The sequence below is a fragment of the Microbacterium sp. genome, from assembly GCF_039812165.1.
Lineage (GTDB): Bacteria > Actinomycetota > Actinomycetes > Actinomycetales > Microbacteriaceae > Microbacterium.
Genome location: NZ_JBDIAB010000043.1, coordinates 1 through 17,437, shown reverse-complemented (window position 1 = coordinate 17,437; position 17,437 = coordinate 1). Strand labels below are relative to the sequence as shown.

General features: G+C 73.2%; 14 protein-coding genes. 7 read left to right on the top strand and 7 right to left on the bottom strand.

Features of this window, described 5'->3' with window-relative positions; all coding sequences use genetic code 11:
• The coding region (locus tag WML84_RS05725; protein ID WP_347345181.1) for an NACHT domain-containing protein at nt 1-2,032 on the bottom strand (2,032 nt) is incomplete at its 3' end.
• A gap of 146 nt (nt 2,033-2,178) precedes the next feature.
• Nucleotides 2,179-3,330: a flavodoxin-dependent (E)-4-hydroxy-3-methylbut-2-enyl-diphosphate synthase gene (ispG, locus tag WML84_RS05720; RefSeq protein WP_347345180.1), complete on the bottom strand. Its 1,152-nt coding sequence runs from the start codon at nt 3,328-3,330 to the stop codon at nt 2,179-2,181.
• Nucleotides 3,331-3,560: 230 nt separating this feature from the next.
• On the opposite strand from ispG, the gene WML84_RS05715 reads away from it, so the two are divergent.
• Nucleotides 3,561-5,459, top strand: coding sequence for a chorismate-binding protein (locus WML84_RS05715; protein WP_347345179.1), 1,899 nt, complete (start codon nt 3,561-3,563; stop codon nt 5,457-5,459).
• A gap of 12 nt (nt 5,460-5,471) precedes the next feature.
• On the opposite strand, the gene WML84_RS05710 is transcribed toward WML84_RS05715, so the two are convergent.
• Nucleotides 5,472-6,773, bottom strand: a complete 1,302-nt coding sequence (locus WML84_RS05710) for a M50 family metallopeptidase (RefSeq protein ID WP_347345178.1) — start codon at nt 6,771-6,773, stop codon at nt 5,472-5,474.
• A 63-nt stretch (nt 6,774-6,836) separates the two neighbouring features.
• On the opposite strand from WML84_RS05710, the gene WML84_RS05705 reads away from it, so the two are divergent.
• From WML84_RS05705 to WML84_RS05695, 3 genes are all read left to right on the top strand, one after another.
• Nucleotides 6,837-7,493: a hypothetical protein gene (locus WML84_RS05705; protein ID WP_347345177.1), complete on the top strand. Its 657-nt coding sequence runs from the start codon at nt 6,837-6,839 to the stop codon at nt 7,491-7,493.
• A gap of 68 nt (nt 7,494-7,561) precedes the next feature.
• Nucleotides 7,562-8,266, top strand: a complete 705-nt coding sequence (locus tag WML84_RS05700; protein WP_347345176.1) for a DUF1775 domain-containing protein — start codon at nt 7,562-7,564, stop codon at nt 8,264-8,266.
• A gap of 160 nt (nt 8,267-8,426) precedes the next feature.
• Nucleotides 8,427-10,067 (top strand): UDP-N-acetylmuramoyl-L-alanyl-D-glutamate--2,6-diaminopimelate ligase, encoded by a 1,641-nt coding sequence (locus tag WML84_RS05695; RefSeq protein ID WP_347345175.1) that lies wholly within the window; start codon nt 8,427-8,429, stop codon nt 10,065-10,067.
• A gap of 16 nt (nt 10,068-10,083) precedes the next feature.
• On the opposite strand, the gene dxr is transcribed toward WML84_RS05695, so the two are convergent.
• Nucleotides 10,084-11,172: a 1-deoxy-D-xylulose-5-phosphate reductoisomerase gene (gene dxr, locus WML84_RS05690; RefSeq protein ID WP_347345174.1), complete on the bottom strand. Its 1,089-nt coding sequence runs from the start codon at nt 11,170-11,172 to the stop codon at nt 10,084-10,086.
• 31 nt (nt 11,173-11,203) lie between these two features.
• On the bottom strand, nt 11,204-12,163 hold the full coding sequence (locus WML84_RS05685; protein ID WP_347345173.1) for an FKBP-type peptidyl-prolyl cis-trans isomerase: 960 nt from the start codon (nt 12,161-12,163) through the stop codon (nt 11,204-11,206).
• Between the two features lie 116 nt (nt 12,164-12,279).
• Here WML84_RS05685 and WML84_RS05680 point away from each other — a divergent pair, with 116 nt between their 5' ends.
• A complete protein-coding gene (locus tag WML84_RS05680) occupies nt 12,280-13,068 on the top strand; it encodes a lysophospholipid acyltransferase family protein (RefSeq protein WP_347345172.1) in 789 nt (262 codons plus the stop codon).
• Nucleotide 13,069: 1 nt separating this feature from the next.
• On the opposite strand, the gene WML84_RS05675 is transcribed toward WML84_RS05680, so the two are convergent.
• A complete protein-coding gene (locus tag WML84_RS05675; RefSeq protein ID WP_347345171.1) occupies nt 13,070-13,540 on the bottom strand; it encodes an OsmC family protein in 471 nt (156 codons plus the stop codon).
• Between the two features lie 42 nt (nt 13,541-13,582).
• Here WML84_RS05675 and WML84_RS05670 point away from each other — a divergent pair, with 42 nt between their 5' ends.
• Nucleotides 13,583-14,572 (top strand): asparaginase, encoded by a 990-nt coding sequence (locus WML84_RS05670; RefSeq protein ID WP_347345170.1) that lies wholly within the window; start codon nt 13,583-13,585, stop codon nt 14,570-14,572.
• A gap of 34 nt (nt 14,573-14,606) precedes the next feature.
• Nucleotides 14,607-15,722: an alanine dehydrogenase gene (ald, locus tag WML84_RS05665; protein WP_347345169.1), complete on the top strand. Its 1,116-nt coding sequence runs from the start codon at nt 14,607-14,609 to the stop codon at nt 15,720-15,722.
• Nucleotides 15,723-15,731: 9 nt separating this feature from the next.
• Here ald and WML84_RS05660 read toward each other — a convergent pair whose 3' ends face one another.
• Entirely contained in the window at nt 15,732-17,276 is a 1,545-nt protein-coding gene (locus WML84_RS05660; RefSeq protein WP_347345168.1) for an APC family permease, read from the bottom strand.
• Nucleotides 17,277-17,437: the final 161 nt, after the last annotated feature.

The window sequence follows — 17,437 nt, the reverse complement described above, 5'->3', positions numbered from 1 at the left end:
GGCCGTCGAGCATGCGCGCCGCCGCGCGCCGATCGCCGCTGGCCATCCACGCCTGCGCGAGCACGGCGCACAGCCGATCGGTGGCGATGTTGTCGCCGACGCCCGGCGGTGTGGGACCGGCGAGCTCGGCCGTGACCAGCTCGGCGACGGCGGGCGCCTGCCCGCGCCCGTGCCGCGCCGACACGGCCAGCGCCCGCAGGAACGGCCAGAACTCGGCCGTCGCCATGTAGGACTCGGACTCGCCCAGCACCTCGAGGACGCCGTCGAAGTCCAGCGCGTCGAGCCGCGCGTATCCCTCGGCGATGACGCCGGGGGCGTTCATGTAGGTGCGGCGCAGCGCGTCGGGCCAGGCCCGCGCGTCGATCGAGGCCAGCACGGCCTTCGCCCGCACGATGTCGCCGGCGAAGCCCGCGATGCCCGCGGCGTACACGAGCGAGTAGTCCCGGGCCGCGGCGCTCGTGCACAGCGTCACCGATCGCCCGATCGCCCGGTCGGCCTCGCCGGTGAGCCCGCCCTGCCAGAGGGAGTAGGCGAGCTGGCGCACGATCGTGCCGAGGTGCTCTCCGAACGTGCCGAGGAGCTCCGGCGACATGTCGTCGAGCATGCGCAGGCACTCCTGGCTCGCCGCGGCCGATTCGCGGAACCGGAACGCGCATCGGCGCGAGATCGCGCGCATGCTCGCGTGCGAGAACGCGTCGACGGCGGGCTCGACGTAGGCGGGGTACGCCTGCGACTCGTAGGCGATGCGGTACACGCGCGGCGCCTCGTGACGCAGCAGCGGATTGGAGGCGAGCGCGAGGCCCAGCCCGAACGCGAGCATCGGATACTCCGACAGCGCCTCCTCGGGCACGTCGCGCAGGGTCGCGAGGAACCGGTCGGTGATGTAGCTGTCGGGGTTGCCGATGACCAGCTGCACGAACACGCGGTCGGCCAGCGCATAGTCGCCGCCGTCGATCGCGAACCGCAGCGCCTGGTCGATGTCGTCGTTGGCGAACAGCCAGAACGCCGTCTGCAGGCAGGATCGGCGGAACCGCTCCGCGTCGTCGGTGGCGCGGGCGCGGAACGTGTCGCGGATGGTCTCGACGTACTGGAAGACGGGACGCCCCCGGGCGTACGGGATCCAGCGCCCGAAGCCGTTGCGCTCGAGCATGTCGAGCATCCCGGCCGCGTCCGTGTCGCCGCTCAGCGACTGGGCGAGCTCGAGGTCGACGTAGGGCGGCACGCTCGTGTCGGTGACGAACCCGATGGCCTCCGGACCGGGCAGGAGCGATTCCAGGCGCGCCGCGACGACGGCATCCCACTCGACCGAGTCGAGGTGCGGGATGCTGCCCAGCTGCGACAGCGCGAGCACGACCGCGCGCACCGTGAGGGCGAAGCCGTGCGTCGCGCTCACGACCGACCGGGCGAGTCGATCGCCGACCATGCCGGTCTCCTGCGCGATCAGCTCGCCGACCTCCTCGGGGGTCAGCGCGAGCTCGCGGAGCGTGATCACGCGCACGAGGCTGCCGTCGGGCACTCGCAGGTCGGCGAGCGCGGTGACCACGCGCGTCGTGACGAGCACGCTCAGCTCGGGGGCCACCCCGAGGAGGTGCGCGATGTCGGCGTCGACCTCGGGAATCGCGTCGCCGAGATGCTCGTAGGCGTCCAGGATCAGCAGCACCGGTCCCGCGTCGCGCAGGAGCCGGCTGGCGATGCGCACCGGGTCGACGGCGACGCTCAGCTGCTCGCGCACCGCCGCCGCCGCTTCGGGCGGCAGGTCGCCCAGCCGCGCGGCCGTGATCGCGACGTGCTGCCAGAACAGGTGGCGGCTGGACACGCCGGGACCGAGCGGCACCCACACGGTCGCGCCGGGGCGCGGGCGCCGCAGCACCCAGCTGCGCACCAGGGTCGTCTTGCCGCTCCCCGTCGGGCCCTGCACGACGCACATGCGGACCAGCGGCGAGTCGAGCACGTCGTACAGCCGTGGCCGGTCCACGATACCGGCGACGGCCACGGGGTCGAGCCCCTCGCGAAACGGCTCCCCATCAGCCACGGCGCACCATGTGTCGATTGTGGCGCAGACCGGAATCGGGTGACGGCGCACTCGCCGCACATCGTCCCTGTTAGCCCCGATCTCGTACCGGGCCTAATCCCCCGGGTGGGCCGCGCCGCGGCGCGCGGACCGCGTCGGACGGGTGGTCAGGCGGTGACGACCTGCGCCGTCCCGACCGGGGCGCCCGGACCCATCTCGTCGGCGATGCGGTTCGCCTCCTCGATCAGGGTCGCGACGATCTCGGCCTCGGGCACGGTCTTGATGACCTCGCCCTTCACGAAGATCTGACCCTTGCCGTTGCCGGACGCCACGCCGAGATCCGCCTCGCGCGCCTCGCCCGGGCCGTTGACGACGCAGCCCATGACCGCCACGCGCAGGGGCACGGTCATGTCCTTGAGTCCCTCGGTGACCGAGTCGGCGAGCGTGTAGACGTCGACCTGCGCGCGCCCGCACGACGGGCACGACACGATCTCGAGCTTGCGCTCGCGCAGGTTGAGCGACTGCAGGATCTGGTGCCCGACCTTGACCTCCTCGGCCGGCGGCGCCGACAGCGAGACGCGGATCGTGTCGCCGATCCCCTCCGCGAGCAGGATGCCGAACGCGGTGGCGCTCTTGATCGTCCCCTGGAACGCGGGCCCCGCCTCGGTGACGCCGAGGTGCAGCGGCCAGTCGCCGCGCTCGGCGAGCAGGCGGTAGGCCTTCACCATCACGATCGGGTCATTGTGCTTGACCGAGATCTTGAAGTCGTGGAAGTCGTGCTCCTCGAACAGCGACGCCTCCCAGACCGCGCTCTCGCACAGCGCCTCGGGCGTCGCCTTGCCGTACTTCTCCAGCAGTCGCCGGTCGAGCGACCCGGCGTTGACGCCGATCCGCAGCGACACGCCGGCGGCCTTGGCCGCGGCCGCGATCGCGCCGACCTGGTCGTCGAACTTGCGGATGTTGCCCGGGTTCACGCGCACCGCCGCGCACCCGGCGTCGATGGCCTGGAACACATACTTCGGCTGGAAGTGGATGTCGGCGATCACCGGGATCTGGCTCTTCGCGGCGATGATGTGCAGCACGTCGGCGTCGTCCTGCGACGGCACCGCGACCCGCACGATCTCGCAGCCGGATGCCGTCAGCTCCGCGATCTGCTGCAGCGTCGCGTTGATGTTGGTCGTCGGCGTCGTCGTCATCGACTGCACGCTCACCGGGGCGCTGCCGCCGACGAGCACCTTGCCGACCTTGATCTGGCGACTCTTGCGGCGCGGGGCGAGCACGTCGGGCACGGCGGGCATCCCGAGATTGACTGCTGGCACGGCGTCCAGCCTACGCCGGTGCCGCTGGGGCAGCCCTGAACGTGCGCGACCTTCCGCACCGCGTCCGGTGTGGTAGGTTCGCCGCATGTCCGCGAACCGCACCTGGTGGCCCGCCTCCTAGGCGGCCCCTTCGCGCGCGTTCGCACACGCACTGACCCAGACCGCCCTGCGCCATAGGCCTCGGCGGTCTTGTTCGTAGGGCGATCCGCCCCCACGACGAAAGAACGACGATGACCGCCTCCGCCCCGTTCGACCTCGACCCGCGGGCGCCCTTCGCCCTCCTCTGCCGCGACGGCGCGACGGTGGAGGTGCTCACCGGCGAGGTCGTCGACGTGCCGCTGCTGGCCGACATCCCGCTGGCTTCGACCGACGGCCACGCCCGCGAGGTGCTCGCGCTGGTGCCGTTCCGGCAGGTCGTCGAGCGCGGCTTCGACTGCCACGACGACGGCGCACCGCTGCGCTGCCTCGTCGTCGACGAGCACCGCAGCCTTCCGCTGGAGGACGCGCTCGCGCAGCTCCCCGCCGACCCGGTGCCGCTCGCGGAGGCCGGCTTCGACCTCCCCGACGAGGAGTACGCCGAGATCGTGCGCCGCGTCATCGCCGACGAGATCGGCCGCGGCGAGGGCGCCAACTTCGTCATCCGCCGCGACTTCACGGCATCCGTCGACACCGACGCGCGGACTGCCGGTCTCACGTGGTTCCGCGCGCTCCTGGAGCACGAGCGCGGGGCGTACTGGACGTTCCTCGTCGTGACGCCCGGTCACGTCGCCGTCGGCGCGAGCCCCGAGGCCCACGTCTCCGCCGAGGACGGCGTCGTCACGATGAACCCGATCTCGGGCACGTTCCGCCACCCGCACGGCGGGGCGACCGCGGCGGCGCTCACCGAGTTCCTGGAGTCGACCAAGGAGACCGAGGAGCTCTTCATGGTCGTCGACGAGGAGCTCAAGATGATGTCGGCGGTGTGCAGCGACGGCGGCCGCATCACCGGTCCCCATCTGAAGGAGATGTCGCGGCTCACCCACACCGAGTACGTGTTGCGCGGGCGCAGCCGGCTCGACCCGCGCGACATCCTGCGCGAGACGATGTTCGCGCCGACCGTGACCGGCTCCCCCATGCAGAACGCGTGCACCGTCATCACGCGCTACGAGCGCGCCCCGCGCGGCTACTACTCGGGTGTCGCCGCGCTGTTCACGCCGCGCGCCGAGACCGCCGCCGGCGAGCCCACGCACGACCTCGACGCCCCGATCCTCATCCGCACCGCCTATCTCGAGGACGGCCGGCTGCGGGTGCCGGTGGGCGCGACGCTCGTGCGCCACTCCGACCCGTACGGCGAGGTCGGCGAGACCCACGGCAAGGCCGCGGGCGTGCTCGGCGCGATCGGGGCCGTCGAGCGCGACGACGCGGCATCCGTCGACGACGAGGACGCGCCGGCCGCGCGGCCGCGCCGACTCGCCGACGACCCCGCCATCGCGGAGCTGCTGGCCTCGCGCAACGCGCGGCTCGCGTCGTTCTGGCTGAACCCGCAGGACTCCGTCGCCGCCGTCGACGGCCCGTTCACCGGACGGTCCGCGCTCGTGGTCGACGCCGAGGACCGCTTCACGACCATGCTCGCGCATCAGCTCCGCCACCTCGGCTTCGCCGTGGCGATCGCGCCGTGGAACGAGGTCGGCGACGACGCGCTGCGCGGTGCGGACCTCGTGGTGTCGGGCCCCGGGCCCGGCGATCCGCGCGACCCGGACAGCGCGCGCATGATCCGCATGCGCGAGGTGGTCGGCACGCGGCTGGAGGCGGGCGCGCCGCTCCTGGCGGTGTGCCTGAGCCACCAGATCCTCGCCGACCGGCTGGGCATCGGGCTCGCGCCGCTCGCAGCTCCCCACCAGGGCCTGCAGAAGTCGGTGGACGTGTTCGGCCGGCCGGCCTCGATCGGCTTCTACAACACGTTCACGGCGCGCGTGCCCGCCGGCACCGATCGCGTGGGCGAGACCGAGGTCTCGGCCGACCCGATCAGCGGCGACGTGTACGCGCTGCGCGGCCCCGGCTACGCGTCGGTGCAGGGACACCTGGAGTCGATCCTGTCGCGCGACGGCCTCGAGACGCTCGAGCGTCTCGTGTCGCACGCGCTCGCGTAGCTCCCGCGCAGGCTACCCGAGCACCGAGATCGGGTTGAAGACGTCGGCGAGGATCAAGACCGCGCCCATCACGATGAGGGCCACGACGACCACGAAGGTCACCGGCACGAGCTTGGTCGCGTCGACCGGCGGGGGCGGCGGCCGGCGGGTCATACGCGCCCACGCGCGGCGCAGCCCCTCCCACAGCGCGATGACGACGTGGCCGCCGTCGAGCGGCAGCAGCGGGATGAGGTTGAAGACGAACAGCGCGATGTTCAGCGAGCCGAGGAGGCCCAGCATCGCGGACACGCGATTGAGGATCGGCGCGTCGACCGCCGCGACCTCGCCGGCCAGCCGTCCCGCGCCGACCACCGAGAGCGGTCCGTCCGGGTCGCGCTCCGCGCCGGTGACGAGGTCCGCCGCGGTCTCGTAGACCTTCACCGGCAGCTGCCACACGATCCCGGCGACCTGGCCCACGTACTGGATCGCGGCCTCCGGGCCGCTCCAGATCGGCTGGCGCACGAAGTCGACCGCGCTCGTCATGCCGACGAACCCGACCTCGGCCGTCGTCGGCCGCCCGTCGGAGCCGAGGATCTCGCGCTCGGCACGGATCGGCGTCACGCGAAGCTCCTGCTCGGCGCCGTCGCGCTCGACGGTCACCGCGAGCGTCACGCCCGGCGAGGCCTGGACGATCGCGGACGCCTCGGCGAACGTGTGCACCGGCGTCCCGTCGACCGCGATCAGGACGTCGCCGGGCAGGATGCCGGCGGCCGCGGCCGGCGACGGCGGGTCGGTCGCCTCGCACGCGGTGCGCGACGCGTCGCCGGGCAGCACGCACTCGCTCACGGCCGCCACCGTGGTCGTCGCGGTCTGGATGCCGATGCCGCTGAACATGATCGCGAACAGCGCGATCGCCAGCAGCAGGTTCATGACCGGCCCGCCGAGCATGATGACGACCCGCTTGAGGACCGGCAGTTCGTAGAAGGCGTGTCCGCGCTCCGCGCCGGCGAGCGTCTCGTCGTTGGCGACGCGGGCGTCCTGGACCATCGTGGCGAAGAACCCGCCGCCGGCGCGCCCGCCGCCGCTCTTGGTCGGCGAGGGCGGATACATGCCCGCCATCGAGATGTAGCCGCCCAGCGGCAGCAGCTTGAAGCCGTACTCGGTCTCGCCGATCCGCCGCGACCACAGTGTCGGTCCGAAGCCGATCATGTACTGGCCGACGCGCACGCCGAACCGCTTCGCCGGGTACAGGTGGCCGATCTCGTGGAGCGCGATCGAGATCGCCAGGCCCACGACGAGCACGACGACGCCGATGGCGAAAGCGAGGACGGTCACGAGGGGAGACGCTACTCCGCCGCGCTTTGAGTCCGCTGTGCCGCGGATCGGTAGGCTCGGGGCGTGCACTCGGTCAGGCGCGAAGGACGGCGGGCGCGCGCGGCGCGCGGCTCCCTCGCCGCTGCGATCGCGACCGCCACTGCGGCGACCGCGCACACGCTCGCCGGCGACGGCGCGCCGCCCGTGTGGCTCCTCCTCGCGGTGACCGCCCTCGCCGCCCCTCTCGCCGTCTGGCTCACCGGACGCGCGCTCTCGACGTGGCGCACCGCGGCCATCGTGATCCTCAGCCAGACCCTGCTGCACGCGGCGTTCGCCGCCGTCGGGACCGGCGCGCGCGCCATGGATGCCGTCGTGCCGAACGCCTCGCTCGGCCACGCGCACGCCGTCACGGGCGTCGCCCCGACCGCCCCGGCGATGTCGCATGCGGGCGCCACTGCGACGGGCCTCGCCCCGGCCCTGCACGGGCTGCACGTCGCCGACGCACCCATGCTCGTCGCCCACGCGCTCGCGGCGGCCGTGACGATCGTGCTCCTCGTGCACGGCGAGCGCCTCGCGCGCGCGCTCGGTCGCGGCATCCGGCGCCTGCTCACGCCCGTCCCCGCGCATCTCGCGCTCCCGTGCGCCCCGCGCCTGCGGCCGCGCGCGGCACACCGCGCGCCGATCACGCGGCTGTGCCGCACCACGCTCTCTCTCCGGGGACCGCCGGCCTTCGCCCGCTGACCCTCACCGCGCGCCACGTGCGCGCTCATCCTCGCGGCCGATCGCCGCCACGAACGAAGCAGAGAGACATGACCACCTCCACCCCTGCGCGCCGTCGTGCGCGCCTCGCCGTCGGCGCCGCCGCCGGCCTCGTCCTCGCCGTGGGCGCCCCGCTCGCGGCCTCCGCCCACGTCCACGTCACCCCCGACGCCACGCCCGCGGGCGCCTCCACACGGCTCGACTTCTCGTTCAGCCACGGCTGCGACGGCTCGCCCACGACCGCGCTCGTCGTCGACATCCCCGCCGAGGTGGATGCCGTGCAGCCGGTCGCCGACGGCACGTGGACGATCGCGCGCGAGCTCGGGGCCGACGGCATCCCGACCCGCGTCACGTTCACGGCCGTCCGGCCGATCGACGACGGCGTGAGCGCCTCGGCGGGCCTCGTCGTCGCCTTCCCGCAGTCGGCCGCCGACACGACCGTGGCGTTCCCCGTGCTGCAGCAGTGCGCCGAGGGCGAGACCGCATGGTCCGAGGTCGCCGCCGAGGGCCAGGACCCGCACGCCCTCGACGCGCCGGCCCCCGTCGTCACGGTCGGCGCGGTCGCCGCCGGCGAGGAGGGGCACGGCTCGGCCGACGGGCACGGGGATGCCGTCGCCGACGGCTCCACCGGGGAGCACGCGACCGCCACGACGGCCGCCGACACGGCCGACCCGGTGGCGCGCTGGCTCGCCGGCGCGGCCCTCGTCGCCGCCCTCGCGGCGGTCGTCCTGACCCTGCGCCGCCGGCGCGCCTGAGGCGCGCGCTCCCGCGGGAGCACGACCGCGGACTCCTGCGACGGCGGCCTGCACGACCCGGGTGCGGCGCCGTCGCAGGAGTCCGTCGACGCCGCGGGCTCCGGCGCCGCCAAGCGCGATCATCGACTTCTCCCAGGTTCGGGAGGGACGATGGCCGCACATGCTGCCCGAAGCTGTCAACAATCTTCCGCCTGTCCTCCGACCGGCCGACCCGCCGGCGCGCCCGCTCTCCGAGCTCGCCGGACGGTTCGCCCGGCGTGTCGTCGGCGACCCCGCCGACCGGGTCGTGTCGGGCGTGACCGTCTCGACGACCGACCTCCACGCCGGCGACGTGTTCGTCGCGCTGCCCGGACGCAACCGGCACGGCGCCGAGTTCGCGAGCGGCGCCGCCGACACCGGGGCGATCGCGATCGTCACCGACCCGGCGGGCGCGGAGCTCGCGGCAGACGCCGGCGTCCCCGTGCTCGTCGTCGACGACCCGCGCAGCGCGCTCGGCGCCCTGTCGGCGTGGACCTACCGCACCGACAGCGACCTGCCCCTCCTGTTCGCCACCACGGGCACGAACGGCAAGACGAGCGTCACGCATCTGCTCGACGGCATCCTGACCCAGCTCGGCGTGGTCACGGGGCTCTCCTCGACCGCCGAGCGGCACATCGCCGGCGAGGTCGTCGTGTCGCGGCTGACGACGCCCGAGGCCTCGGAGTTCCACGGCCTGCTCGCCCTCATGCGCGAGCGCGGCGTCGAAGCGGTCGCCGCCGAGGTCAGCGCCCAGGGGCTGTCACGGCATCGCGTCGACGGCATCCGCTTCGACGTCGCCGGCTTCACCAACCTCACCCACGACCACCTCGACGACTACGCCGACATGGACGAGTACCTCGAGGCCAAGCTCGCACTGTTCCAGCCCGACTCGGCCCGGCGCGGGGTCGTGAGCCTCGACTCGGCGCCCGGGACGCTGTTCGCCCGGCGCGCCGGCGTGCCGGTGACGACGATCGTGACGCCCGCCGTCGCGGCCGAGCCCACGGCCGCGGACTGGACCGTCGAGATCGTCGCGGAGCGTTCCGACGGCACCGCGTTCACGCTCACGGGCCCCGACGGTCACACGCTGTCGACGACCGTCCCCGTCATCGGGCGCCACATGGCGGCCAACGCGGGCCTCGCGATCGTCATGCTGCACGAGGGCGGCTACGCGTGGGACCGGCTCGCCGCCGCCCTCGACGGCGGCCGCATCGACGTGCGGCTGCCCGGCCGCACGCAGCGCGTGTCGGGCGAGCGGGGTCCGGCCGTCTACGTCGACTTCGGGCACTCCCCCGACGCGTTCGAGAAGACGCTCGCCGCCGTGCGCCGCGTGACGCCGGGGCGCGTGCTCATGCTGTTCGGCGCCGACGGCGACCGCGACGCCACCAAGCGGTACGACATGGCCCGCACCGCGGTGCACGGCAGCGACGTGCTCGTGGTCACCGATCACCATCCGCGCTTCGAGGACCCCGACGCGATCCGCGCGACGCTCGTCGCGGGGGCGAGGGCCGCGCGGCCGGATGCCGAGATCCACGAGCACTCGCCGCCGGAGCGCGCCATCCGCGAGGCCGTGGCCCTCGTCGGCGACGGCGACGCGATCCTGTGGGCCGGCCCCGGGCACCAGGACTACCGCGACATCCGCGGCGTCCGCACCCGCTACTCGGCGCGCGAGCTCGCCCGCCGCGCGCTGCGCGACGCGGGCTGGCCGGTCCCCGCGCCGAGTTGGCCGGTGCCGTACCCGCCCGACGAGACCCCGCTGTCCGACCCGACGCGCGCCTGGAGCTGACCGGCCCGACGACCGATCAGGCGGATGCCGCCGCGATCGCGCGGTCGGCGGCATCCCGCGCCCGCGTCTCGGCCTCGGCGAGCGACTCGCGGGTGAGCGCGGGCGGCGGGTCGTGCGCGTCGACGACGCGCTCGATCACGTCGACGATGCCCGGGAACGAGAGCGCGCCGGCGTGGAACGCGTCGACGGCCTGCTCGTTGGCGGCGTTGAACACCGCCGGATAGGTGCCGCCGGCGCGGCCCACGCGCTTGGCGAGCCGCACGGACGGGAACGCCGCGTGGTCGAGCGGCTCGAACGTCCACGCGGTCGCCGTCGTCCAGTCCAGCGGCCGTCCGACGCCCGACACCCGGTGCGGCCAGTCCAGCCCGAGCGAGATCGGCAGCCGCATGTCGGGCGGTGAGGCCTGCGCGATCGTCGAGCCGTCCACGAACTCGACCATGGAGTGCACGATCGACTGCGGGTGCACGACCACGTCGATGTCGGCGTAGTCGACCTGGAACAGCAGGTGCGCCTCGATGACCTCGAGACCCTTGTTGACGAGCGTGGCCGAGTTGGTCGTGACCATGCGCCCCATGTCCCACGTGGGGTGCGCGAGCGCCTCTGCCGGCGTCACCGCCGCGAGGCTCTCGCGGGTGCGTCCACGGAACGGGCCGCCGGATGCCGTCAACACGAGCCGGCGCACCTCGCCGCGCGCGCCGGAGCGCAGCGCCTGCGCGATCGCGGAGTGCTCCGAGTCGACCGGCACGATCTGGCCGGGCGCCGCGAACGCCGTGACGAGGTCGCCGCCGACGATGAGCGACTCCTTGTTGGCGAGCGCGAGCGTGCGTCCGGTCTCGAGCGCCGCGAGCGTCGGCCCGAGGCCCACCGAGCCGGTGATGCCGTTGAGGACGACGTCGCACTCCACGTCGCGCACGAGCTGCTCCGCCGCGACCGCGCCGAGCGCGGTGTCGTCGACCTGGAACTCGGCGGCCTGCGCCTCCAGCTGTGCGCGATCGGTGCCCGCCGCGAGCCCGACCACCTCGAAGCGGCGCGGGTTGGCGCGGATGACGTCGAGCGCCTGGGTGCCGATCGAGCCGGTGGAGCCGAGGATCAGGACGCGCCGCATGCCCGTCAGCTTAGAGGCAGCGCGGCCCGCGTCACTGGGTGCGCGGGTGCTGGGTGCCGAGGATGTCCACGACGAACACGAGCGTCTCGCCCTTGAGGTCGTCCTTGTTGACCTCGCCCTCGCCGTAGCCGTCCTTCGGCGGGATCACGACGAGCACCTGCGAGCCGACCTGGGCGCCCTCGAGCGCGCGCTGGAACCCGGCGACGACGCCGGTCGTCGCGAACGTGGTCGGCGTGCCGCCCTTCGCCCACGTCGAGTCGAACTCCTCGCCGCTCGACCAGCGCACGCCCTTGTACTGCACGAGCACCTGGTCGCCCGACTCGACGGTGATGCCGTCGCCCTGCCGGAGCGTCGCGAGCGCGGTCTCGGTGGGCGCGTCGCCCTGGGGGATCGTGATCGTGGGCGTGCCGTCGTCGGCGACCTCGACCTTCGGCATCCCGTCGACGGGGTCGCGCTTCTCGCCCCACGCCTTGTTCGGCACGATGTCGAGGAGGTCGACGATGTAGACCTGGGCGCCGATCTGCTCGCTCGCCGGGAAGGCCGCGACGACGCGCTCGCCGGGTGCGCCGCAGCCGAGGATGCTGCCCAACGGGCTCTCGGCCGTGATCTGCTGCGGCAGCAGCTGGCCGGGCTCATAGCCGACCGGGGTGTCGGAGAGCTGCTCGCCGGTCTTGGCGTCGAACGCGCTCAGCGCGTAGGCGACGAGGTCGCCCGACTTCGCCCGGTCGCCGGAGCCCTCGGCGACCACCGTCGCCTGCACCTCGTCGACCTCCAGCGGAGCCGTGAACGTGGCGGTGGACGCCGAGCCCACGTCGCCGGTCACCTTCACCGCGTCCGTCGCGGCGCCCGGGTCGGCCGCCGCGTCGCACAGATCGGCGGCGCCGGACGCGCTCGGGGAGGGGTCGGCGGAGCCGTCCGAGCCGGCGCAGCCGGCGAGCAGGACGGCCGAGACGGCGACGACGGACAGAGCGGCGAACGGACGCAGGCGCACAGGGGGTCCTCACGGAGGGGGAAAGGGACGTCTCATCCTTGCGTAGATTCTTCTGTCCTGGCTGGGAACGAAATCCATGCCGACGGAGGAATGGAATCGGGAGTACCCTCGTGGGGATGACCGCTCAGCAGACGCCCGCACCCGACGCGGCGTCTCCCGACCCGGCCGAGGCGGAGGAGATCGCCGGCGTCGGTCTCACCTACTTCGTCGGCCGCTATCTCGGGGGGCTCCTCGTCCGCATGATCTACCGGCCCCGCATCGAGGGCCGGCAGCACATGCCGCGCAAGGGTCCGATCATCCTGGCGAGCAACCATCTCTCGTTCATCGACTCGTTCGTGATCCCGATGTTCGCGCCCCGCCCGGTGTACTTCCTCGCCAAGGCCGCGTACTTCGAGGGCAAGGGCGTCAAGGGCTGGTTCAGCCGCCAGTTCTTCACCGCGATCGGCGCGACGCCCGTCCGCCGCGGCGCCGGGCAGGCCGCGCTCGACGCGCTCGACCAGCAGCGCCGCATCCTCGCCTCCGGCCGGGCCATCGCGCTGTACCCGGAGGGCACCCGCTCGCTCGACGGCCGCCTGTACAAGGGTCGCACCGGCGTCGCCTTCCTCGCGCTCGAGTCCGGCGCCAAGGTCGTGCCGGTGGGACTCATCGGCACGAACGAGGCCATGCCGGTGGGCGCCAAGTGGCCGCGCCGGCAGCCGCGCATGACGATCCGCTACGGCGAGCCGATCGACGTCTCCAAGCACGGTCCCGCCTCCTCCGGCAAGGCGCGGCGCCTGGCCACCGACGAGATCATGGCGGCCATCCACGCGCTGTCGGGCCAGGAGCTCGCGAACGCGTTCAACGAGGTGCCCGCGCAGAACCCGGTCGACCGGCTGCGCCAGGTGCTCCCCCACGAGCGACGCTGAGCTACGCCACCTCGATCGTCGGCTCGTGCCGCACCGGGAAGTTCACCGAGTTGGCGATGAAGCACCACTCGTGCGCCTGCGCGTGCGCGGCGGTCGCGGCATCGACCATCGCCGCGTCGGCCACCACGACGTGCGGATGCAGCACCACCTCGCGGAAGGCCGCTCCCCCGCGGCCGTCCTCGACCATGACCCCGGTGGCCTCGTCGGCGTAGCCGACCACGACCACCCCGGCCGTGACGCACGCGTGCAGGTACGACAGCAGGTGGCACTGCGACAGCGCCGCGACGAGCAGGTCCTCCGGGTTCCACTTGGCGGGGTCGCCGCGGAAGGGCCGGTCGGCGGATGCCGCGAGCGCGGGTTTGCCGTCGATCTCCAGCGTCACGGCGCGGTCGTAGTCGCGGTAGCCGCTCGTCCCCGTGCCTCGATCGCCGGTCCACGTCGCACGGACCGCGTAGCGGTGCTCACCCAGCATGGGCCACAGTCTGCCACGGCCGCCCGGCGATAGGCTGGCGGGGTGAGCCAGACCTTCCCCGTCGCGGCGGCCGTCGAGCTGGCCGTCGTCGAGCGCAGCGGCTTCATCGAGTCCCGGCACGCGGGCACGGCGATCGTCCTCGCCCCCGACGGGACGACCGCGCGCGCCCTCGGCGACGTCGAGCAGCCCGTCCTGCCGCGCTCGAGCATGAAGCCGATGCAGGCATTGGCGTGCCTCACCGCGGGCGCGGCGCTCGACGGCGAGCGTCTGGGCCTGGCGACGGCGAGCCACTCGGGCACCGAGCGGCACGTCACGGTGGTCCGCGACATCCTCGAGGCCGCCGGCCTCGACGAGTCGGCGCTCGCCTGCCCCGCCGCATGGCCCGAGGACGGCCCCACGCGCGACGGGTTGAAGCGGGAGCTCCTCGGCCCCGAGCGCGTGTACATGAACTGCTCCGGCAAGCACGCGGCCATGCTCCTGACGTGCCGCACGAACGGGTGGGACACCGCGACCTACCTCGATCCCGCCCATCCGCTGCAGGCGCACATCCGCGACCTCGTCGAGCGCCTCACCGGCAGCAGGGCGGTCGCGACCGCCGTCGACGGCTGCGGCGCGCCGGTGTACGCGATGAGCCTGTCGGGTCTCGCCCGCGCGATCCAGCGCGTCGGCACGTCGTCGGAGCGCTCGCCGTTCGCGCTGCACCGCGCCGCGGGTGCGCTCGTGCGCGCCGTGCGCGAGCACCCGTGGACGATCCAGGGACCCGGGATGCCGGACACGATCGCCGCCGAGAAGCTCGGGGTGTTCGCCAAGAGCGGCGCCGAGGGCGTGTGCGTCATGGTCGCCCCGGACGGCACCGCCGTGGCGCTCAAGATGCTCGACGGCAGCGGCCGCGCCGCCGCCGTGACCGCGCTGGCCCTCCTCACGCAGGCGGGCGCCCTGCCGGCCCCGCAGGTGGCCCGCGTCATCGCAGAGCTCCCGCTGACCGTATCCGGCGGCGGGCAGAAGGTCGGGGTGATCCGCCCCACGGTATAGCCGCTCCCACCCGGAGCGCAGAGAGGAATCGGCCATGAGGATCAGCGTCCCCACGGAGATCAAGAACAACGAGTACCGGGTCGCACTGACCCCGTCGGGTGTGCACGACCTCGCCGTGGCGGGCCATGAGGTCTTCGTGCAGCGCGGCGCCGGCGCCGGGTCCTCGATGACCGACGCCGAGTACGAGGAGGCGGGCGCGACGCTCCTCGACGACGCCGCCGACGTGTGGGGCCGCGCCGAGCTGCTGCTGAAGGTCAAGGAGCCGATCGCCGCCGAGTACGGCTTCTTCCGCGACGACCTCGTGCTGTTCACCTACCTGCACCTCGCCGCGGACCGGCCGCTCACCGAGCGCCTCGTGGCCGACGGGGTGACCGCGATCGCGTACGAGACGGTGCAGGCGCCGGGCGGCGGCCTGCCGCTCCTGGCCCCGATGAGCGAGGTGGCCGGCCGCCTGGCGCCGCTCGTGGGCGCGTCGACCCTCATGCGCTCGGCCGGCGGCCTGGGGCTGCTCATGTCGGGCGTCCCCGGCACGCGGCCGGCGACGGTCACGATCATCGGCGGCGGCGTCGCGGGGGCCAACGCGGCCGTCATCGCGGCGGGCCTGGGCGCGGACGTCACGATCTTCGACACCAACATCCAGCGGCTGCGGATGCTCGACGACCACTTCCAGGGTCGCGTCAAGACCGCGGCATCCAACCCCCTCGATCTCGACCGCGCGGTCGTCGCGAGCGACCTCGTGATCGGGTCGGTGCTGATCCCGGGCGCCAAGGCGCCCAAGCTCGTCACGAACGACATGGTCCGTCGCATGCGACCCGGCTCGGTGCTGGTCGACATCGCCGTCGACCAGGGCGGCTGCTTCGAGGACACGCACCCGACCACGCACGCCGACCCGACCTTCACGGTGCACGGCAGCGTGCTCTACTGCGTCGCCAACATGCCGGGCGCCGTGCCGAACACCTCCACCTCGGCGCTCACGAACGCCACGGCGCCGTACGTGCGGCAGATCGCGCGACGGGGCTGGCGCGACGCGCTCCGTGCCGACCCCGCGCTCGCGCTGGGCCTGAACACCGCGGGCGGCGCGGTCGTGAACCCGGGCGTCGCCGCGGCGCACGACCTGCCGCTCGTCTCCCTGGCCGACGTGCTGGCCTGAGCCCTCGGGTCAGAGCGCGCCGCCGTCGACCGAGCGGCCGTAGTCGCCGGGCTCGTCCGGCACGAGCACCGGGGTGTCGCGGTTGAGGCTCTCGCCGCGGAAGAACCGCTTCGACCGCGGGAAGAGGAACCACACGAACATCAGCACGACGCCGATCAGGAGCGCGCCGATGCCGACGACGAACGTGCCGCCGATGCCGAGCAGCACGGTGTTGCCGTAGTCCGTCGACCACATGTCGATCGCCGACTGCACGAACGCGTACGTGAGCATGAGCGCGCCCAGGATCGGCAGCAGGCCCTTGTAGAGGAACTCGCGACCCGACCGGAACAGGTCACGACGGAAGTACCACACGCACGCGTAGCCGGTGATCGCGTAGTAGAAGGCGATCGCGAGCCCGAGCGAGAGGATCGAGTCCTGCAGGATGTTGTCGCTGATGAGCGTCATGCCGATGTAGTAGACGCTCGCGACGATGCCCATGACGAGCGTCGAGAACGACGGCGTCTTGTACCTCGGGTGCACGTGCTTGAAGCGCTCCGGCAGCGCACGGTAGACGCCCATCGAGAGGGTGCCGCGCGCGGTGGGCAGGATCGTGGTCTGCGTCGACGACACCGCCGAGATGAGCACGGCGATCATGAGGAACCAGCCGAAGGGGCCGAGGAGCCCGTCCTTCACGGCGAGGAAGAAGTCGTCGGCGTTGGCCTCGTTGCCGAGCCCGACTCCCTCCTCGCCGAGCCCGGCGTACATCATGGCGGCGATCGTGACCCCGACGTAGGTGACCAGCAGGATCACGGTCGTCAGCAGCGCCGCCCGCCCCGGGATGCGCTTGGGGTCCTTCGTCTCCTCGTTGAGGGCGAGGCACGTGTCCCAGCCCCAGTAGATGAACAGGGCGAGCAGCACGGCCTGGGTGAACCCGGTCCAGCTCGTGAAGGCGAACGGGTTGAGCCAGTTCCAGTCGAATTCCGTCGGATGCGGGGCCGAGCCGCTGAAGAACTGCCACAGCGCGGCGATCACGAAGATCGCGAGCGCCAGGTACTGGATGCCGAGGAGGATGTTCTGGATGCGTTCGCCGATCTCGACGCCGCGCCAGCTGATCCAGGTCATCGCGGCGATGAAGATCACGCCGGTCGCGGTCACGAGCGGCACGTTGTCGGCCAGCGACCCGTCTCCGAACAGCGACCAGAAGTAGATGCCGGCGATCTGCGAGAGGTTGGCGAGCACGACCATGCCGGCGACGGCCACGCCCCAGCCGCCCATCCAGCCGACCCACGGTCCGAACGCCTTCGTGCCCCACGTGAACGTCGTGCCGCAGTCGGGCACCTCGTTGTTGAGCTCGCGGTAGGCGAACGCGATGAACAGCATGGGGACGAAGGCGATCACGAACGCGATGGGCGCCTGCGCGCCGACGGCCAGCACGACCCAGCCGAGCGTCGCGACGAGAGAGTACACCGGCGCGGTGGAGGCCAGCCCGATCACGGTCGAACCGAACAGCCCCAGCGTGCCGGTCGCGAGCCCCTTGCCGTCGCCGCGGGAGAGGTCGATGGGCGTGGTGGTCACAGCGCCGACGCTACGACCGGCATCGCGGGAGCGTCAAGAGGCCCCCGCGATGGCAATCGGATCGTGACGTGCACCGGGGCGCAGGCGTCGAGCTAGACCGCGGGCACGGGCACGCGCGCCGGGGCCGAGACGCGCGGCGGGGCGCTCGTGAACCCGGTGCT